This is a genomic window from Pseudomonas syringae group sp. 26L6 (genome assembly GCF_032587815.1).
Classification (GTDB): Bacteria; Pseudomonadota; Gammaproteobacteria; order Pseudomonadales; family Pseudomonadaceae; genus Aquipseudomonas; species Aquipseudomonas amygdali.
Genome location: NZ_JAWHPJ010000053.1, coordinates 302291 through 322241, shown reverse-complemented (window position 1 = coordinate 322241; position 19951 = coordinate 302291). Strand labels below are relative to the sequence as shown.

18 protein-coding genes are annotated in these 19951 nt (G+C 57.5%); 3 read left to right on the top strand and 15 right to left on the bottom strand.

All coding sequences use genetic code 11. The features are described from left to right. Positions 1–34 precede the first annotated feature (34 nt). From rnhB to rpsB, 15 genes are all read right to left on the bottom strand, one after another. A complete protein-coding gene (rnhB, locus tag RYA97_RS21705) occupies positions 35–688 on the bottom strand; it encodes a ribonuclease HII (RefSeq protein ID WP_044344074.1) in 654 nt (217 codons plus the stop codon). Positions 689–699: 11 nt separating this feature from the next. Continuing rightward, on the bottom strand, positions 700–1842 hold the full coding sequence (lpxB, locus tag RYA97_RS21700) for a lipid-A-disaccharide synthase (protein WP_316893058.1): 1143 nt from the start codon (positions 1840–1842) through the stop codon (positions 700–702). Positions 1843–1844: 2 nt separating this feature from the next. Beyond that, positions 1845–2621: an acyl-ACP--UDP-N-acetylglucosamine O-acyltransferase gene (gene lpxA, locus RYA97_RS21695; protein ID WP_002554718.1), complete on the bottom strand. Its 777-nt coding sequence runs from the start codon at positions 2619–2621 to the stop codon at positions 1845–1847. Next, positions 2618–3058 (bottom strand): 3-hydroxyacyl-ACP dehydratase FabZ, encoded by a 441-nt coding sequence (gene fabZ, locus RYA97_RS21690; RefSeq protein ID WP_002554719.1) that lies wholly within the window; start codon positions 3056–3058, stop codon positions 2618–2620. Before fabZ ends, lpxA begins: the two co-directional genes overlap by 4 nt. A 109-nt stretch (positions 3059–3167) precedes the next feature. Further along, positions 3168–4223 carry a UDP-3-O-(3-hydroxymyristoyl)glucosamine N-acyltransferase gene (gene lpxD / locus RYA97_RS21685; RefSeq protein ID WP_316893057.1) on the bottom strand — a complete coding sequence of 352 codons (1056 nt, stop codon included), beginning with the start codon at positions 4221–4223 and terminating at the stop codon, positions 3168–3170. Positions 4224–4225: 2 nt separating this feature from the next. Next, entirely contained in the window at positions 4226–4729 is a 504-nt protein-coding gene (locus RYA97_RS21680) for an OmpH family outer membrane protein (protein ID WP_002554721.1), read from the bottom strand. 45 nt (positions 4730–4774) lie between these two features. Then, on the bottom strand, positions 4775–7150 hold the full coding sequence (gene bamA / locus RYA97_RS21675; protein ID WP_002554722.1) for an outer membrane protein assembly factor BamA: 2376 nt from the start codon (positions 7148–7150) through the stop codon (positions 4775–4777). 74 nt (positions 7151–7224) lie between these two features. Next, positions 7225–8577 (bottom strand): sigma E protease regulator RseP, encoded by a 1353-nt coding sequence (gene rseP, locus RYA97_RS21670; RefSeq protein WP_005743435.1) that lies wholly within the window; start codon positions 8575–8577, stop codon positions 7225–7227. 117 nt (positions 8578–8694) lie between these two features. Further along, positions 8695–9885 carry a 1-deoxy-D-xylulose-5-phosphate reductoisomerase gene (gene ispC / locus RYA97_RS21665; protein WP_005743433.1) on the bottom strand — a complete coding sequence of 397 codons (1191 nt, stop codon included), beginning with the start codon at positions 9883–9885 and terminating at the stop codon, positions 8695–8697. After that, positions 9882–10697: a phosphatidate cytidylyltransferase gene (locus RYA97_RS21660; RefSeq protein WP_004657951.1), complete on the bottom strand. Its 816-nt coding sequence runs from the start codon at positions 10695–10697 to the stop codon at positions 9882–9884. Before RYA97_RS21660 ends, ispC begins: the two co-directional genes overlap by 4 nt. Beyond that, on the bottom strand, positions 10697–11452 hold the full coding sequence (gene uppS, locus RYA97_RS21655) for a polyprenyl diphosphate synthase (RefSeq protein WP_057405442.1): 756 nt from the start codon (positions 11450–11452) through the stop codon (positions 10697–10699). The genes RYA97_RS21660 and uppS overlap by 1 nt, the downstream gene beginning before the upstream one ends. Positions 11453–11468: 16 nt before the next feature. Then, on the bottom strand, positions 11469–12026 hold the full coding sequence (gene frr / locus RYA97_RS21650; RefSeq protein WP_004657953.1) for a ribosome recycling factor: 558 nt from the start codon (positions 12024–12026) through the stop codon (positions 11469–11471). Continuing rightward, positions 12023–12766, bottom strand: a complete 744-nt coding sequence (gene pyrH / locus RYA97_RS21645; protein WP_002554728.1) for a UMP kinase — start codon at positions 12764–12766, stop codon at positions 12023–12025. Before pyrH ends, frr begins: the two co-directional genes overlap by 4 nt. A 205-nt stretch (positions 12767–12971) precedes the next feature. Beyond that, positions 12972–13835 (bottom strand): translation elongation factor Ts, encoded by an 864-nt coding sequence (gene tsf / locus RYA97_RS21640; protein WP_005743432.1) that lies wholly within the window; start codon positions 13833–13835, stop codon positions 12972–12974. Between the two features lie 190 nt (positions 13836–14025). Further along, complete coding sequence (rpsB, locus tag RYA97_RS21635) at positions 14026–14769, bottom strand: 30S ribosomal protein S2 (protein ID WP_002554730.1); 744 nt, start codon at positions 14767–14769, stop codon at positions 14026–14028. Positions 14770–15081: 312 nt separating this feature from the next. Between rpsB and map the strand changes: the two genes are divergently transcribed. The 3 genes from map to dapC are packed head-to-tail and all read left to right on the top strand — an operon-like array spanning position 15082 to position 19856. Continuing rightward, positions 15082–15864 (top strand): type I methionyl aminopeptidase, encoded by a 783-nt coding sequence (gene map / locus RYA97_RS21630; RefSeq protein WP_002554731.1) that lies wholly within the window; start codon positions 15082–15084, stop codon positions 15862–15864. Between the two features lie 50 nt (positions 15865–15914). After that, positions 15915–18611, top strand: a complete 2697-nt coding sequence (locus RYA97_RS21625; RefSeq protein WP_002554732.1) for a [protein-PII] uridylyltransferase — start codon at positions 15915–15917, stop codon at positions 18609–18611. Between the two features lie 51 nt (positions 18612–18662). Continuing rightward, positions 18663–19856, top strand: a complete 1194-nt coding sequence (gene dapC, locus RYA97_RS21620; RefSeq protein WP_057405441.1) for a succinyldiaminopimelate transaminase — start codon at positions 18663–18665, stop codon at positions 19854–19856. Positions 19857–19951: the final 95 nt, after the last annotated feature.

Genomic DNA, 19951 nt, shown 5'->3' with positions numbered 1-19951 from the left:
AAGGGCAGGATTGTAACGGGCCCGGGATGAAACGTCAGTCCTGCAATAAACCGACTGGTAGCGGGATCGACCCGCCGATCATTATGGATGCTCGCGCCTCGTGGGCTGCACGCACAGGTGCAAAGGAGCGTCGGTGAATGGGCGTAGGTCCGAGCCGGGCCAATGCCTCCAGGTGCACCGGCGTAGGATAACCCTTGTGCCCACCGATGCCATAACCCGGATAGATGAGCTCGAACGCTGCCATTTCCCGATCCCGGCTGACCTTGGCGAGAATCGACGCGGCCGCGATGGCAGGCACCTTGGAGTCGCCCTTTACAACCGGCGCAGAAGGCACTGACAACTGCGGGCAACGGTTACCGTCGATGAGCGCCAGCTTCGGCGTGATACTCAGCCCCTCGACGGCACGTTTCATAGCCAGCATCGTGGCGTGCAAAATATTCAATTGGTCGATTTCTTCAACTTCAGCCCGGGCAATGAACCAGCACAGGGCCTTCTCCTGAATTTCGACGTAGAGTTTTTCGCGCCGGGCTTCAGTCAGCTTCTTTGAGTCGTTGAGCCCGAGAATAGGTCGGGCAGGGTCGAGAATGACTGCCGCCGTTACAACCGCGCCGCACAGCGGGCCACGGCCTACTTCATCAACACCTGCTACCAGATCCTCGACGAGTGTGAAATCCAGACCTGTTTGCATGATGGGCGACCTCACTGTGAAGACGACTGGCCGAGCAGGCTCAACACCGCGTCGGCGGCCTGATTGGACGCATCTCGGCGCAGAATACGGTGAATGGCATCAAAGCCTGCGGTTTGCGCCTGACCGTCGTCGATCAGCGGCAGCAGCGTCCGCGCCAACGCTTCGGGGGTGGCGTCATCCTGCAGCAGTTCTGGCACCAGCAGGCGCTGGGCAAGCAGGTTAGGCAGCGATACGTAAGGGCTTTTGACCATCCGCTTGAGTATCCAGAAGGTCAGCGGTGCCAGACGGTAGGTCACCACCATAGGTCGCTTGTAAAGCAGGGCTTCCAGAGTCGCGGTGCCGGAGGCGATCAGTACCGCATCGCATGCTGCCAGCGCCACATGCGACTGCCCGTCGAGCAGCGTGACTGGCAGATTGCGGCCTTGTAACAGCTGCTCTACCTGAGCCCGTCGTTGAGGACTGGCGCAGGGCAGTACGAAGCGCAAGCCAGGGCGCTGGGCGAGAAGAAGCTCGGCAGCATCGAAAAACAAACCGCCCAGACGCCCTACTTCGCCGCCCCGGCTGCCCGGCATCAACGCAACAACGGGCGCTTCCTGAGCAAGGCCAAGCCCTGCGCGGGCTGCGGCGCGATCTGACTCCAGAGGGATGGTGTCTGCCAGCGGGTGACCGACAAAGCGTACCGGTACGCCCTTCTCTTCATAGAAACGGGCTTCGAATGGCAACAATGTCAGCATCAGATCACAGCCTTCACGAATCTTCAGCACACGCTTCTGACGCCAGGCCCAGACTGACGGGCTGACATAGTGCACGGTTTTGATGCCCGCGCGGCGTAGCTGAAGTTCGATATTGAGTGTGAAGTCGGGGGCGTCAATGCCGATGAAGACGTCCGGCTTTTCATTGATGAGGGTCTGTACCAGCAGCTTGCGCCGGGCCAGCAGCTCACGCAGCCTGCCAAGCACCTCGACCAGCCCCATCACCGACAGGCGCTCCATCGGGAAGTAGGACTGCATGCCCTCAGCCTCCATCAGCGGGCCACCCACGCCAATGAAACGGATATCGGGATGGCGCACCTTGAGGGCACGCATCAGGCCGGACCCGAGGATATCGCCGGATGCTTCACCAGCGACCAGAGCGATACATAATGGCTTGGTCATGATTAGCGAATGATACCGCGGGTCGACGTCTGAATAGACTGAAGGAATACGGCCACTTCAGGGAACTGCGCCGCCGGCTCGGCAAGGTCGGCCGCCGCCTGAGCGATGGTCAGCCCCTGACGATAGACTGTCTTGTAGGCTCTGCGCAGCGCATGAATGGCTTCTTCGGAAAAACCGCGACGGCGCATGCCCTCGAAATTCATGCTGCGCGCTTCGGCCGGGTTGCCAAACACCGTCACGAACGCCGGAACGTCCTTGCCGATGGCCGTACCCATGCCGGAAAAGCTGTGAGCACCGATATGGCAGAACTGATGCACAAGAGTAAAACCGGACAGGATGGCCCAGTCATCGACATGAACGTGGCCTGCCAGCGCGGTGTTGTTGACCAGTATCACGTGGTTACCGATCACACTGTCATGGCCGATGTGTGCATAAGCCATGATCAGGTTGTGATCGCCCAGCGTGGTTTCGGCACGGTCCTGAACAGTCCCGCGGTGGATGGTCACACCTTCACGGATCACGTTGTGATCACCGATGACAAGACGGGTTTCCTCGCCCTTGTATTTCAGATCAGGCGTGTCTTCGCCCACCGATGAGAACTGGTAGATGCGATTGTGCTTGCCGATCCTGGTGGGTCCCTTAAGGACAACATGAGGACCGACGACTGTACCCTCGCCAATTTCCACACCGGCTCCGATGATCGACCAGGGGCCAACCTCAACGTTGTCGGCCAGAATGGCCGTCGGATCGATGATTGCGCGAGGGTCAATCAAACTCATAGCTTACGTTCCGCACAGATGATTTCGGCAGAGCATACCGCCTTGCCATCAACTGTAGCCTTGCATTCGAACTTCCAGATCTGACGCTTGCTGCTCAGGAACTTCGCTTCAAGAACCAGCTGGTCGCCCGGCAGAACCGGTTGACGGAAACGCAGTTTGTCCGAGCCCACGAAATAATAGAGCGTACCGTCTGACGGCTTGGAGTCGAGCATCTTGAACGCAAGAATACCGGCAGCCTGCGCCATAGCTTCGATGATCAGCACACCCGGCATGATGGGATGCTCAGGGAAGTGGCCGTTGAAAAAAGGCTCGTTGACGCTGACATTCTTGTAGGCGCGAATGTTCTTGTTCTCGATATCCAGCTCGGTCACGCGGTCCACCAGCAGGAACGGGTAACGATGAGGCAGGTATTCGCGAATTTCTTTGATGTCCATCATTTCGAGGGGAAGCCTGTAGTAAAGATTAGGGGTGCGTCGCGACTGCGCAGCACCCCTCTACATCAAGGAGGCAGTTTATCGACTGTGCACGCTTGATATTAAAAAGGTATCAGCCATCAGATGAGCGATTATCGGCGCAGGTCACCGTCTCTACAGCCTTTTCAAGCTTTTGCAGACGTCGCGCCATATCATCGATCTTGCGCAGACGAGCTGCACTCTTGCGCCACTCGGCGGCCGGCTGCATGGCAGTACCGGACGAGTACGAACCCGGCTCGGTAATGGAATGCGTCACCATCGTCATGCCGGTGATGAAAACACCATCACAGATTTCGATATGCCCTACCAGGCCGACACCGCCGGCCAGCATGCAGTGCTTGCCGATTATGGTGCTTCCGGAGATGCCAACACACGCAGCCATCGCTGTGTGATCGCCAACCTGTACGTTGTGGGCAATCTGAATCTGGTTGTCCAGCTTCACGCCGTTGCCAATTCGCGTATCGGCCAGAGCACCGCGATCGATCGCCGTGTTAACGCCGATCTCGACGTCATCACCCAAAGTGACGCCACCGATTTGTGCAATTTTCTGCCAGACACCCTTCTCATTGGCAAAGCCGAAACCTTCACCGCCCAGCACCGCGCCCGACTGAATGACCACACGTTTGCCGATGCGCACATCGTGATAAAGCGTTACCCGCGGAGCCAGCCAGCCACCTTCACCGATTTCGCAACGAGCACCGATGAAGCTGTGCGCACCAATGGTGACATCGGCTGCAATACGGGCACCGCTCTCGATAACGACGAAAGCGCCAATACTGGCGGCAGAATCAACCTGAGCATCGTCGGCAATCACTGCCGTCGGATGAACGCCCGCCACGCTTTTGGGCTTGGGGTCAAAAAAGTGCGAAATGCGCGCATAGGCCAGGTAAGGATCCGGGACCAATAGCGCATCTCCGGTGTAGCTGTCGGCATCTGCAGGCTTGAGCAGCACGGCAGCAGCCTGGGCATCGACCAGAAATTTACGGTATTGAGATTTTGCCAGGAAACTGATTTGACCAGGGCCGGCCTCTTGTAAAGCAGCCAGCCCGGTGATGTCCTTGTCCTTGTCGCCACGTAGCGTAGCGCCAAGGAACTCGGCCAATTGGCCGAGCTTGATGGTTATGCTCATGGTTACTTCAGCTGGTTCATGCGCTCGATGACCTGGCGAGTCACGTCATACTGTGGCTTGACGTCGATCACCGCACCGCGCTCGAAAACCAGGTCGAAACCACCTTTCTTGATGACTTCTTCAACAGCCTGATCCAGTTTTGGCTTCAACTGCTTGAGCATTTCACGGTCAGCAACGGCCTTGGCTTCGTTCAGTTCCTTGGACTGGAACTGGAAGTCACGAGCCTTTTGCTTGAATTCAAGCTCCAGACGCTCGCGCTCAGGCTGAGCCATCTTGTCGCCGCCGCTGACCAGACGGTCCTGAATACCCTTGGCGCTGCTTTCCAGGCTCTTCAGCTTGGTCAGTTGCGGACCGAATTTTTTCTCGGCATCAACAGCGTATTTCTTGGCAGCATCAGATTCCAGCAAGGCCATCTGATAGTTCAGTACGGCAATTTTCATGTCGGCAAATGCAGGGCTTGCGACCAGAACGGTTGCCAGCAGTACCAATTGAGTCAACTTACGCACAATACAACTCCTACAAAATTCGTTGCGTTATCAAAGATCAGACGCTTAGAAAGTCTGACCCAGGGAGAATTGGAAGACCTGAGTTTCTGCTTCGTCGTCCGGCTTCTTGATCGGCATCGCCAAGGCGAAGCTCAGAGGGCCGAGCGCAGTGATCCAGGTGACACCGATACCCACAGAGCTGGCCATGCCGGAAAGGTCGATGTTGTTGCATTCGACGTTTTTGCCACTGGCTGTCTTCCTGCTGGAATCGCAGTTTGTATCAAATACGTTGCCGACATCCCAGAACACGGAGGTGCGCAGGGAACGCTGGTCCTTGACGAATGGCAGCGGGAACATGACTTCTACGCCACCCTGCACCAGAGCATTACCACCGAACGGCAGTGGATCCTGGTCCGGATCGGCCAACGTACCGGGTTTGGAACCATTACTAGGCGTGCTGCGCGGACCGAGCGTGCTGTCCTTGAAGCCACGAACCGAGTTGAAACCACCGGCATAGTAGTTCTCGTAGAACGGCAGACCCGAGGTCGAACCGTAGCCGTCGCCATAACCCAGCTCTGTGTGCAGACGCAGAGTGTAGTTATCGGTGATCGGGTGGAAGTACTGCGCACGGTAATCCAGCTTGAAGAACGACAGGTCGCTGCCCGGTAAGGTAGATTCGAACACCAGGCTTTGCGAGTGACCACGGGTCGCCAGCACGCCTTTGTTTAGAGTCGATTCAGACCAGCCGACCGAGCCCTTGAAGTTCAGGTACTTGTCGCCTTCTTTTTCAACAAAGTCGAAGATCTCGTCAACGGTGTACTTGCCGGTCTTGATCTCATCCTGCTGCACGGTCAGGCCGTAGGTCAGGCGCGAGGTTTCGCTGATCGGGTAGCCAAGGTTGATACCGGCACCCAGGCTGTCTACCGCGTAGCTTGCAACATCAACGTCGAGGTCATCGTAGTTGGTGGTGCGGTAGAAGGCGCTGTAACCCAGGCTGACACCGTCCGGCGTATAGTACGGATCGACGTAGCTGAAGTTGTAACGGCTCTGATATTCGCTGCGGGTCAGGCCAATGCTGACCTTGTTACCGGTACCGAGGAAGTTGTTCTGGCTGATCGAACCACCGAGGATCAGACCGGCGCTTTGCGCGAAGCCGACGCTGGCGGTGATCGAGCCGGACGCCTGCTCTTCAACCGCGTAGTTCACGTCAACCTGATCGTCGGTGCCCGGAACAGGCGGCGTCTCGACGTTGACTTCCTTGAAGAAGCCCAGACGATCCAGACGTGTTTTCGACTGGTCGATCAGGTAGGTCGAAGCCCAGCCGCCTTCCATCTGACGCATTTCGCGACGCAGCACTTCATCTTCCGACTTGGTGTTACCGCGGTAGTTGATGCGGTTGACGTAGGCACGCTTGCCAGGATCGACCACGAAGGTGATGTCGACCGTGTGGTCTTCGTTGTTCGGGGTCGGCACGCCGTTGACGTTGGCGAAGGTGTAGCCTTCGTTACCCAGACGACGGGTGATCAGTTCGGACGTGGTAGTCATGACCTTACGCGAGAACACCTGACCCGGCTGTACCAGCAGCAGAGACTTGACCTGGTCTTCAGGAACCTTCAGATCACCGCTGAGCTTGACCGACTTGACGCTGTATTTCTCGCCTTCGTTGATATTGACCGTGATGTACACGTTCTTCTTGTCCGGCGTGATCGAGACCTGGGTCGAGGCGATATCCATGTTGATATAGCCGCGATCGAGGTAGTACGAACGCAGACGCTCAAGGTCACCCGACAGCTTTTCACGGGCGTACTTGTCATCATTCTTGAAGAACGACAGCCAGTTGCTGGTCTTGAGCTCGAACAGGTCGGTCAGGTCTTCGTCGGAGAAGACCGTGTTGCCCACCACGTTGATATGCTGAATGGAGGCAACGGTGCCTTCATTGATGTTGATTTTCAGGCCTACGCGGTTGCGCGGCTGTGGAACGACCTCGGCGTCAACCTCGGCAGAGTAACGGCCTTGGGCAACGTATTGGCGTTGCAGCTCGTTACGCACACCTTCAAGGGTTGCACGCTGGAAAATTTCACCCTCGGCCAGACCGGACTGTTTCAGCCCCTTCATCAGGTCTTCGGTGGAGATGGCCTTGTTGCCTTCGATTTCGATACTTGCAACCGAAGGACGCTCGACGACGTTGATGACGAGTACGTTGCCATCGCGACCCAGCTGGATATCTTGAAAGAAACCGGTTTTGAACAGCGAACGGGTAGCATCGACCAAACGACCATCGTCCGCCTGCTCGCCTACGTTCAGCGGCAACGCGCCAAAGACACTGCCGGCGGATACCCGCTGGAGGCCATTGACACGAATATCGGAGATGGTGAAGGACTCGGCGTGAACTTCAGCGATCATCAGTGCGGAAAGAACCGCAGTTAGCAGCAGACGTTTCATGAAGTCCTTTCTTATTCCAACTGGCAATAAACAAACTGCCGCAAAATGCGGCAGATTCGCAACTCGGCAAAGCGTTACAGTCGGCCCAGATCGTTGACCAGCGCGAGCAACATTACGCCCACTACCAGACTGATACCGATCTGCGCCCCCCAACCTTGAACCTTTTCCGAAAGGGGACGACCACGCGCCCACTCGATCAGATAAAACAGCAAATGCCCCCCGTCCAGGACGGGAATGGGCAGCAAATTCAGAACACCCAGGCTAATACTCAGATAAGCGAGGAAGTTCAGAAAATCTCCGATGCCCGACTGGGCCGAAGCGCCCGCCACTTTAGCAATGGTTATCGGTCCACTCAAGTTTTTTACCGAGAGCTCGCCGAACAACATTTTCTTCAGTGAGTCCAGGGTCAGCACGCTCATGTTCCACGTGCGCTTTATCCCCTCGCCCATCGCGGCGAAAGGACCGTAGCTGACCTCGCGCAGCATTTCCGGTGGCCAATCGACAGCTTTAACGCCAGCCCCCAGATAACCTGCGGCCGCCTTGCCTTCGCCTTTCGCGGCGAGGGTTACAGGGACGTCCATTTGTACACCGTCACGCTCGATGCGCAGCGATACTTTTGCTTCAGGGCGCTCGCGTACCCGGTCAACAACCTGCTGCCACTCATTGAGCGGCTGACCGTCCATCGAAATCAGGCGATCTCCGGTTTTAAGCCCGGCACTCTGCGCCGGACCTTTCGGGTCGATCTCTGCCAGCACCGGCAGCAAGGCCGGGCGCCACGGACGAATACCCAGCGACTTGATCGGATCAGGCTCTTCAGCCCCCCGGAGCCAGTCATTGAGCACCAGTTCACGAGACGTGTCGCCCGTCGAACCCTGATCCCTGAGCTTCAAAGCGATGGTGCCGCTCTCACCCAGACGGCGGACCAGTTGCAGATTGACCCCCGCCCAGCCCGACGTCGGCTCGCCATCGACTGCGACGATTTCCTGCCCGGCAGTCAGACCCGCCTGCTGAGCGATGCTTCCGGACTCCACGGCACCGATAACCGGACGAACCTGCTCGCTGCCCATCATCGCCAGCACCCAGAAAAACGCGATGGCCAACAGGAAATTGGCTGTCGGGCCTGCGATCACGATTGCGATACGCTGCCCGACGGTCTTGCGGTTGAACGACTGATCGGCAAGCTCGGGCGGGACATTGCCTTCGCGCTCGTCGAGCATTTTGACATAGCCACCCAGCGGAATTGCAGCGACCACGTACTCGGTACCCTGACGATCACTCCAACGCAGAAGAGGCGTGCCGAAGCCCACCGAAAAACGCAGCACCTTGACGCCGCAACGCCTGGCCACCCAGAAGTGGCCGAATTCGTGGAAGGTCACCAGCACGCCCAACGCAATCAGGGTGCCGAGAATCATGTATAAAGCGCTCATCAGCCTTCTCCGGGTACCGACTGGTCGGCCAGCGTGTTAATCATCGCAGACTTCAAAGCCTGCCGTTGACGCACCACATCGACCCTTTCATTCAAATCCTGACGGGTCATCAGATCGCTATCGCGCGTTTCTTTCAAGCCATTGGCCCGCGAGCAAACGCGCCTTTGCATCCGCGGCAAACACCGCGTCGAGCCCTTCGACCGCAGTCACAGGCTCATGATTCAGAACCTCCTCGATAATACCGGCGATTTCCAGGTAACGGATACGCCCATCGAGGAATGCAGCGACAGCCACTTCATTGGCTGCGTTAAGCATGGCAGGCGCACTGCCTCCAGCCTCTGCCGCATGACGCGCTAGCCGCAGGCAGGGGAAACGCTCCTCGTCCGGCTTTTGAAAATCAAGCTGGCCGATACGGAACAGATCCAGAGGCGCAACGCCAGAGTCTACACGTGCAGGCCAGGCCAATGCATTGGCGATGGGCGTGCGCATGTCGGGATTGCCCAATTGAGCCAGTACAGAGCCATCAACATAATCGACCAGCGAGTGGATCACGCTCTGTGGATGGATGACCACCTCGACCTGATCCGGACGTGCATCGAACAACCAGCAGGCTTCGATCAGCTCGAGCCCCTTGTTCATCATGGTCGCCGAATCAACGGAAATCTTGCGCCCCATCGACCAGACAGGATGCGCGCAGGCCTGTTCGGGCGTTACATTCTGCAACTGTTCGAGCGGGGTTTCGCGGAAAGGCCCGCCCGAGGCCGTCAACATGATCCGCCTGACACCCACAGCACCAAGCCCGCGAGCAAAATCGCCAGGCAGGCACTGGAAAATCGCATTGTGCTCACTGTCGATGGGCAGCAGCACTGCGCCGCTCTGCCGAACAGCCTGCATAAACAGGTCGCCGGACATGACCAGCGCTTCCTTGTTGGCCAGCAAGACCTTCTTGCCCGCCTCGACCGCAGCCAGTGTTGGGCGCAGACCGGCAGCGCCGACAATGGCGGCCATGACAGCGTCCACGCGCGGGTGCGCAGCCACTTCACACAGACCGCCCTCGCCCACCAGAACCCGGGTGTCGAGCCCGGCCGCAGCAAGGTCGTCCTGCAATTTACGGGCGACGACCTGATCGGGAACCACGGCGTATTGCGGGGTATGCCGGACGCACAGGGCCAGCAACTCATCGAGACGACTGAAGCCCGTAAGCGCGAACACCTGATAAAGCGAAGGATGACGTGCGACGACATCCAGAGTGCTCAGACCGATAGAGCCTGTTGCACCCAGAATGGTGATGTGTTGCGGCCCACTCACATGACACCCCAGTCGGCGGCCCAGAGCAGAACCGCAAATACCGGAATGGCCGCAGTAAGGCTGTCGATACGGTCCAGCACACCGCCGTGTCCAGGCAGCAGGTTGCTGCTGTCCTTGACCCCTGACTGGCGCTTGAACATGCTTTCAGTCAGGTCGCCAATTACGGAGATGAACACAATCACAGCAGCGCCAAGAAGCCCGGCGATGAACTGAGCAACCGTCCAGTCACGAGAAACGCCCACAGCGGCCGTGATGCCCAGACTGACCGCAAGACCGCCGTATACGCCTTCCCAGCTCTTGCCCGGACTTACCTTGGGGGCCAGTTTGCGCTTGCCGAACGCCTTGCCGGAGAAATAGGCGCCAATGTCGGCAGCCCAGACCAGCACCATCACTGACAGAATCAGCCAGTTACCCAGCGGCCACTGCTTGATCAGCACCAACCCCTGCCAGGCAGGCAGCAGAATCAAAAGACCGATCACCAGCTTGCAGGCCGCGCTTGCCCAGTGGCTACTGGAGTCCGGATAAGTAAGAACCAGAAAGGTCGCCACGCCCCACCAGATGACTGCAGCGACGAGCACCCAGGGCTCCAACCCTGGCAGCAGGTACATGAGAAATAGCAGAATTGCGACCACAGCCGCATAACCGATGCGCATCGACTGCGCAGCAAAACCTGCGAGCCGCGCCCATTCCCAGGCACCCAACACGACAACAACCCCGATGAACAGGGCGAAGTACATGCCGGTCAGCAGAAAAAAACCACACAAGGCGATCGGCAACAGAATGAGTGCCGTGATGATCCGTTGTTTCAGCATTAAGCCCGGGCTCCAGCTTCTACCTGTTCGCTGGTTTTACCGAAGCGACGTTGGCGAGAAGCGAAATCTGCCAGCGCGGCGCGCATGGCATCGTGTTTGAAGTCCGGCCAGAACAGGTCGGAGAAGTACAGCTCGGCATAGGCCAGCTGCCAAAGCAGGAAGTTACTGATACGGTGCTCGCCACCGGTGCGAATGCACAGGTCCGGCAACGGCAGATCGCCCGTTGCCAGACAGGTCTGCAGCAGCTCGGGGGTTATATCCTCCGGTTGCAGATGCCCGGCCTGAACCTCGCGCGCCAGCCGCTGGGCAGCCTGTGCGATGTCCCATTGCCCACCGTAGTTGGCAGCGATCTGCAGCACGAAACGGCTATTGCCGGACGTACGCACTTCCGCCTCGCGCATTGCAGCCTGCAGCTCGGGATGAAAGCGCGAGCGGTCGCCAATGATCCGCAGGCTGATGTCGTTCTCGTTCAGGCGCTTGGTTTCACGGCGTAGCGCCGTGAAGAAAAGCTCCATCAGCGCACCAACCTCTTCGGCCGGGCGCTGCCAGTTTTCACTGGAGAACGCGAACAGTGTCAGCACCTCGACCTTGGCTTCGGCACACACCTCGATAACGGCCCGCACAGCGTCGACGCCCGCCTTATGGCCAGCAACGCCTGGCAGCAGGCGCTTCTTGGCCCAGCGATTATTACCGTCCATGATAATCGCGACATGGCGCGGTACCGAAGACGGCACGGCCGGTTTTGTCTTTTCCATGAAAGCGTCCGAAACCTTAAACAGCCATCAGATCAGCTTCTTTCTGCTTGACCGCAACTTCGATTTCAGCAACGAATTTGTCAGTCAGCTTTTGCACGTCGTCCGCCGCGCGACGCTCTTCGTCTTCGCTGATTTCCTTCTCCTTGACCAGATCTTTCAACTGGCTCAGAGCGTCACGACGAATGTTGCGTACAGCAACACGAGCGTCTTCAGCGGCGTCGCGTGCCTGCTTGGTGAAGCCCTTGCGGGTTTCCTCGGTCAGAGCAGGCATGGAGATCAGCAGCAGCTCACCCAGGTTGGTCGGGTTAAAGCCCAGACCGGAGCTCTGGATAGCCTTGTCGACAGCAGCAAGCATATTACGCTCGAACGCCACGACCTGAAGAGTGCGCGAGTCCTTGACGGTCACGTTGGCAACCTGACTCAGCGGCGTATCGGCACCATAATAAGGGACCATGACACCACCCAGAATGCTCGGGTGCGCCTTGCCGGTGCGGATTCGGGTGAACGCGTGGGTCAGCGACTCCAGACTCTTCTGCATGCGGGTCTGAGCGTCTTTCTTGATTTCGTTGATCATTGTTGGGCTTCCTCGATCAGGGTCCCTTCAGCGCCACCATGGACGATATTCAGAAGGGCACCCGGCTTGTTCATGTTGAAGACGCGCAATGGCATCTTGTGATCGCGACACAGGCAGATTGCGGTCAGATCCATCACGCCCAACTTGCGATCCAGCACTTCATCGTAAGTCAGATGATCGAACTTCTCGGCATTCGGGTCCTTGAACGGATCTGCGGTATACACGCCATCCACCTTGGTGGCCTTGAGCACTACATCGGCGTCGATCTCGATCGCGCGCAGGCAGGCAGCCGAATCGGTCGTAAAGAACGGATTACCCGTACCCGCAGCAAAAATCACCACTTCCTTGGCGCTGAGATGGCGCATGGCCTTGCGGCGATCATAATGATCGGTCACACCCAGCATGGAAATGGCCGACATCACGATGGCCGTGATATTAGCGCGCTCCAGTGCATCGCGCATTGCCAGGGCGTTCATCACAGTGGCCAGCATGCCCATGTGGTCGCCTGTTACCCGATCCATACCCGCAGCACTCAAGGCTGCGCCACGGAAAAGGTTACCGCCGCCGATCACCAGACCGACCTGAACACCGATACCGACCAGCTGGCCGACTTCCAGCGCCATACGGTCCAGCACCTTGGGGTCAATGCCGAACTCTTCCGAGCCCATGAGGGCCTCACCGCTGAGCTTGAGTAGAATGCGTTTATAGCGAGCCTGATAACCACTGCCCTGCTGAGCCATTGCGAATCTCTCCTGCGGCGTTTTCTGAAAAAAATCTGTGCTGGCTATTTCAAGCCTGCGCTTACTTTAGCTTGACGCTCTGCGAGCGTCGGGAGAATGCAGCCTTGTGAGCACAATCTCCAAGGAAAATTTCCTTTTCTCTTTCGACAAAGAGGCCGCACGCGTGAGCGGGCAGCCTCTTTGGGGCGACAGTTGAAAAACCGTCTTACTGCTTGGCAGCAGCCAGCTGTGCAGCCACTTCGTCAGCGAAGTTATCAACTGGCTTCTCGATGCCGTCGCCTACTTTGAAGTAGGTGAAGGAAACGATTTCAGCGCCGGCTTTCTTGGCCAGATCACCGACCTTGACTTCCGGGTTCTTGACGAAGGCTTGCTCGACCAGGCTGGCTTCTGCCAGGAACTTGGTGATACGACCGCCAACCATTTTCTCAACGATGTCAGCCGGCTTGCCTTTGATCTTGTCTTCGTTCAGTTGCAGGAAGACGTTTTTCTCGCGCTCGATCGCTTCAGCAGACACTTCCGAAGGGAACAGGAACTCGGGGTTGCTTGCGGCTACGTGCATGGCGATATCTTTGGCCAGCTCGACGTCGCCACCCTTGAGGGTAACAACTACGCCGATCTTGTTGCCGTGCAGGTAAGTACCTACAACATCACCTTCGATACGCTTCAGGCGACGGATGTTGACGTTTTCGCCAACCTTGCCGACCAGTACCAGACGTGCAGCTTCCTGAGCTTCGATCAACGGAGCGGCATCAGTCATCTTCTCAGCGAAGGCTTTTTCGACGCTTGCAGCAACGAAAGCCTTGAAGTCGTCTTGCAGGGCCAGGAAGTCGGTCTGCGAGTTGACTTCGATGATGACAGCGGCTTTACCGTCGTCCTTGATGGCGATAGCGCCTTCAGCAGCAACGTTGCCTGCTTTCTTGGCGGCCTTGATCGCGCCGGAAGCACGCATATCGTCGATTGCTTTTTCGATGTCGCCGCCAGCCTTGGTCAAGGCCTTTTTGCAGTCCATCATGCCTTCGCCGGTACGCTCGCGCAGTTCTTTGACCAACGCTGCAGTAATCTCTGCCATTTCAAAATCCTCTTGGATAGGTCTTCAACCATTCCACCCGGCTCGCCGGGCGTGCAATTCTTGAAAAATCAGGGTGGCAGCAACACATGACAGCAAGGTCATGGCTACAGACCGACAAATCATTTCCTAGGTGGCAAAAAGGGGGCTAAGCCCCCTTTTCGCGTACTGAGTAAACGCCAGGCGTTTGTACTCAGCCTTCTACAGCAGCTGCAGCTGGAGCTTCTTCGACGAATACGTCGGTGCCGCCAGCAACATTGTTACGACCACGGATAACAGCGTCAGCCATCGAACCCATGTACAGCTGGATGGCGCGAATGGCGTCATCGTTGCCCGGGATGATGTAGTCAACGCCTTCCGGGCTGCTGTTGGTATCGACAACGCCGATAACCGGGATGCCCAGCTTGTTGGCTTCGGTGATCGCGATGCGCTCGTGATCAACGTCGATAACGAACAGTGCGTCTGGCAGACCGCCCATGTCCTTGATACCACCCAGGCTGCGATCCAGTTTTTCCAGATCACGGGTGCGCATCAGGGCTTCTTTCTTGGTCAGCTTGGCGAAAGTACCGTCTTCGGACTGTACTTCCAGCTCGCGCAGACGTTTGATCGACTGACGGATGGTCTTGAAGTTGGTCAGCATGCCACCCAACCAGCGATGGTCGACGTACGGCGAACCGCAACGTGCTGCTTCTTCAGCAACGATTTTGCCAGCGGAACGCTTGGTGCCGACGAACAGAATCTTGTTTTTGCCCGAAGCCAGGCGCTCAACGAAAGTCAGAGCTTCGTTGAACATAGGCAGGGTTTTTTCAAGGTTGATGATGTGAATCTTGTTACGCGCGCCGAAAATGTACTTACCCATTTTCGGGTTCCAGTAACGGGTTTGGTGACCGAAGTGCACACCGGCCTTCAGCATATCGCGCATATTGACTTGGGACATGATAGTTCCTTGATAAGTCGGGTTAGGCCTCCACGTATCCCAATGACCAACCAATGGCATCTGCCAAGGGCACCCAGGTCATCGTGTCGACACGTGTGTGGGTTTGTGCTTCAAGGACGGACCTTGGAAAGCGGCGCATTTTATATCACAAAAGGGAAGAGAACGGAACTCCCATCAAGTTCTTGTTTTGCGGTGCTTTTAAAGCCGCATCCGCTGCCTATAGAAGGAAGCGATGATTACCCGGCACCGGCGGTCTGATAGAATTGCGCCTTTGCGCACCAACCGCGTGCCAGCCACGCCGAGAGATTCTGTATGACCATCACCCTCAAAACCCCGGAAGACATCGAAAAGATGCGCATCGCCGGTCGCCTGGCCGCCGATGTTCTGGAAATGATAGCGCCTCACGTAAAGCCCGGTGTAACCACGGAAGAGCTGGACCGCCTCTGCCACGATTACATCGTCAACGAGCAACAGGCGATCCCTGCCCCGCTGAACTACAAAGGCTTCCCCAAGTCGATCTGCACCTCGATCAATCAGGTAGTCTGCCACGGCATCCCGAGCGACAAGAAGCTGAAGAACGGCGACTCGCTCAACATTGACGTTACCGTCATAAAGGACGGGTACCACGGGGACACCAGCAGGATGTTCCATGTCGGCACCGTTCCGGTATGGGCCGAGCGTCTGTCGAAAGTAACTCAAGAGTGTCTGTATAAGGCTATCGAAATCGTCAAACCCGGCACTCGCCTGGGCGACATCGGCGCCGTTATTCAGAAACACGCTGAAAAGAATGGTTTCTCTGTGGTTCGGGAGTTCTGTGGTCACGGCATCGGCAAGGTGTTTCATGAAGAGCCGCAGGTCATGCACTTCGGCGAGGCTGGAACCGGTATCGAACTGCAGGAAGGCATGACCTTCACCATTGAGCCGATGATCAACCAGGGACGCCCTGAAACCAAGATCCTTGGCGATGGCTGGACGGCGATCACCAAGGACCGCAAGCTCTCGGCGCAATGGGAGCACACGCTGCTGGTAACCGCTGACGGTTACGAAATCTTCACTTTACGCAGCGACGACACTATTGCACAAAAAGCCCCCTGACCGGAGGCTGCACGACTGAACACCCGACCCGACATGAGGAATACTGCTCCATGCCGCAAGTAGATCCAGACTTGTTCGATCGTGGCCAGTTCCAGGCCGAACTGGCCTTGAAAGCCAGCCCCATCGCTGCGTTCAAGAAGGCTATCCGCAGGGCGAAAGACGTCCTTGATGATCGCTTCAGGTCAGGGCGCGACATTCGGCGACTGATAGAAGACCGGGCATGGTTTGTAGATAACATCCTGCAGAAGGCCTGGGATCAGTTCGAATGGAGCGAAGATGCCGATATCGCCCTGCTTGCAGTGGGCGGCTACGGGCGCGGCGAGCTGCATCCGTACTCGGACATTGACCTGCTGATCCTGCTGGACAGTGATGACCACGAAATTTTTCGCGAACCTATCGAGCGGTTTCTGACGCTGCTCTGGGACATCGGTCTGGAGGTCGGGCAAAGCGTGCGCTCTGTCAATGAATGTGCACAGGAAGGCCTGGCCGACCTGACTGTCATCACCAACCTGATGGAAAGCCGCACCATCGCAGGTCCCGAGCATCTGCGCCAACGCATGCTGGAAGTCACCAGTACGCAGCATATGTGGCCGAGCAAGGAGTTCTTTCTTGCCAAGCACGCCGAACAGAAAAAGCGTCATCACAAGTACAACGATACCGAATACAACCTGGAACCCAACGTCAAGGGCTCGCCCGGCGGCCTGCGCGACATTCAGACCATTCTGTGGGTTGCGCGACGCCAGTACGGCACGTTGAATCTGCATGCACTGGCAGGCGAAGGCTTCCTGCTGGGCAGTGAAAACGCCCTGCTGGCCTCCTCCCAGGAGTTTCTCTGGAAAGTGCGCTATGCGCTGCACATGCTGGCCGGACGATCAGAAGATCGGCTTCTGTTCGATTATCAGGTCCGCATCGCAGGCTTGCTGGGCTATGAAGACAGTGACGCCAAGCTCGCCATCGAGCGCTTCATGCAGAAGTATTACCGCGTGGTCATGAGCATCGCCGAACTCAGCGATCTGATCATCCAGCATTTCGAAGAAGTGATTCTTTCCGACGACAGCGGCACAGCGCAGCCGATCAATTCGCGCTTCCAGCTGCACGACGGCTATATAGAAGCCACCAACCCGAACGTTTTCAAGCGCACCCCGTTTGCCATGATCGAGATTTTCGTGCTCATGGCCCAACATCCCGAGATAAAGGGCGTGCGCGCCGACACCATTCGTTTGCTGCGTGAACACCGGCACCTGATCAACGATGATTTCCGTAACGATATCCGTAACACCAGCCTGTTCATAGAGCTGTTCAAGTGCGAGACAGGCATTCATCGCAACCTGCGCCGGATGAACCGCTATGGCATTCTCGGGCTGTATCTGCCGGAATTCGGCCACATCGTCGGGCAGATGCAGCATGACCTGTTCCACATCTATACCGTCGATGCGCACACGCTGAATCTGATCAAGCACCTGCGCAAGCTGCAATACACAGAAGTGTCCGAAAAATTTCCGCTGGCAAGCAAAATAATGGCTCGACTGCCAAAGCCGGAGCTGATCTACCTGGCCGGGCTGTACCACGACATTGGCAAGGGCCGTGGCGGCGATCACTCGGAGCTGGGCGCAATAGATGCACAGGCGTTCGGTACGCGCCATCATCTGCCTGACTGGGACACCCGTCTTATTGTCTGGCTGGTGAGCAACCATCTGGTCATGTCGACCACCGCACAGCGCAAGGACCTTTCAGATCCCCAGGTCATCCACGATTTCGCCCAGTTCGTCGGCGACGAAGTGCACCTGGACTATCTGTATGTGCTGACCGTTGCCGACATCAACGCAACCAACCCGACCCTCTGGAATTCGTGGCGCGCCAGCCTGCTGCGCCAGTTGTACACCGAAACCAAACGCGCCTTGCGCCGCGGCCTGGAAAACCCGGTTGATCGCGAGGAGCAGATTCGTCGCACCCAGACTGCAGCGCTGGACATCCTGGTACGCAACGGCACCGACCCTGACGATGTCGAGCAACTCTGGTCAGCGCTGGGAGACGATTATTTCCTGCGTCACACCGCTGGCGATGTTGCCTGGCACAGCGATGCCATCCTGCAGCAGCCAGCCGACGGCGGCCCGCTGGTGCTGATCAAGGAAACCACTCAGCGGGAATTTGAGGGCGGGACGCAAATATTCATTTACGCCCCTGACCAGCATGATTTCTTCGCTGTGACCGTGGCGGCGATGGACCAGTTGAACCTGAACATTCATGACGCGCGCATTATCACGTCCAGCAGCAAATTCACACTCGACACCTATATCGTCCTCGATAACGAAGGCGGTTCGATCGGCGACAACCCGGAACGCGTTCAGGAAATCCGCAACGGCCTGACCGAAGCGCTGCGCAACCCGGATGATTACCCGACGATCATCAAGCGCCGCGTGCCTCGTCAGCTCAAGCACTTTGCGTTCGCACCGCAAGTCACCATTCACAACGACGCCCAGCGCCCTGTGACGGTACTTGAACTGCTGGCACCTGACCGCCCCGGCCTGCTGGCGCGCATTGGCAAGATATTCCTGGAGTTCGATCTGTCGTTGCAGAATGCCAAGATTGCGACCCTGGGCGAACGCGTGGAAGACGTGTTCTTCATCACCGACGCGAATAATCATCCGCTGTCCGACCCACAGCTGTGCAGCCAGCTGCAGGACGCAATCGTCAAGCAACTGAGCGTCAACTCAGAGCCCGGCCATGATTTGCGAATCAGCATATGAGCACTCGGCCAAACGAATCGACTCAACGCAGTCCATTGAGGAACACTCCCCATGAATAACGCCATGCAACTGCTTCAGCCTTACCCTTTTGAGAAGCTGCGCGCCTTGCTGGCCGGCGTAACGCCCAACCCGGAAAAGCGCCCTGTTGCATTGTCGATTGGTGAGCCGAAACACCGCTCACCCGATTTCGTCGCCAAGACACTCGCAGACAACCTCGATCAGATGGCGGTTTACCCGACCACGCTGGGTATCCCGGCGCTGCGCGAAGCCATTGCCGGCTGGTGCAACCGTCGATTCGGCGTACCACAGGGCTGGATTGATCCGGCGCGCAATGTATTGCCGGTCAATGGCACACGCGAAGCGCTGTTCGCCTTCACCCAGACAGTAGTCAATCGTAGCGATGACGGCCTGGTGATCAGCCCGAACCCGTTTTATCAGATCTATGAAGGTGCCGCCTTTCTGGCCGGAGCCCAGCCTCACTATCTGCCATGCCTGAGCGACAACGGTTTCAATCCCGATTTCAACGCAGTCAGCGCGGACACCTGGAAGCGCTGCCAGATCCTGTTCTTGTGCTCGCCGGGTAACCCGACCGGAGCACTGATTCCTGTTGAAACCCTGAAAAAACTCATCGCCCTGGCCGACGAACATGACTTTGTCATTGCTGCGGACGAATGCTACAGCGAGCTGTACTTCGATGAGCAGGCTCCACCACCTGGCTTGCTCAGCGCCTGTGTCGAGCTGGGTCGCCAGGATTTCAAGCGTTGCGTGGTGTTCCACAGCCTGTCAAAGCGCTCCAACCTGCCGGGCCTGCGTTCAGGTTTTGTGGCAGGTGATGCCGACATTCTCAAGGCCTTCCTGCTGTATCGCACGTATCACGGCTGCGCCATGCCGGTACAGACTCAGCTGGCGAGCATTGCTGCCTGGAATGACGAGGAGCACGTACGCGCGAACCGTGACTTGTACCGTGAAAAATTCGATGCTGTGCTCGACATCCTCGCGCCAGTGCTCGACGTCCAGCGCCCGGACGGGGGGTTTTACCTGTGGCCGAATGTAGGCACCGATGATGCTGCATTTTGCCGAGACCTGTTCATCGATCAGCATGTGACTGCAGTACCGGGTTCGTACCTTTCCCGCGAGGTGGATGGCGTCAACCCGGGTGCCGGCCGGGTTCGCCTGGCGCTCGTTGCACCTCTGGCCGAGTGCGTCGAAGCCGCCGAACGTATCCGCGCATTCCTGAGCAAATAAACAGCGAAACTTCAGGAAGACAGCCCCGCCGCCTTTGATGTGTGGCGGGGGTAATTAGTTACCACCTGCTACACCTTGCACAAACGTACCTTCAA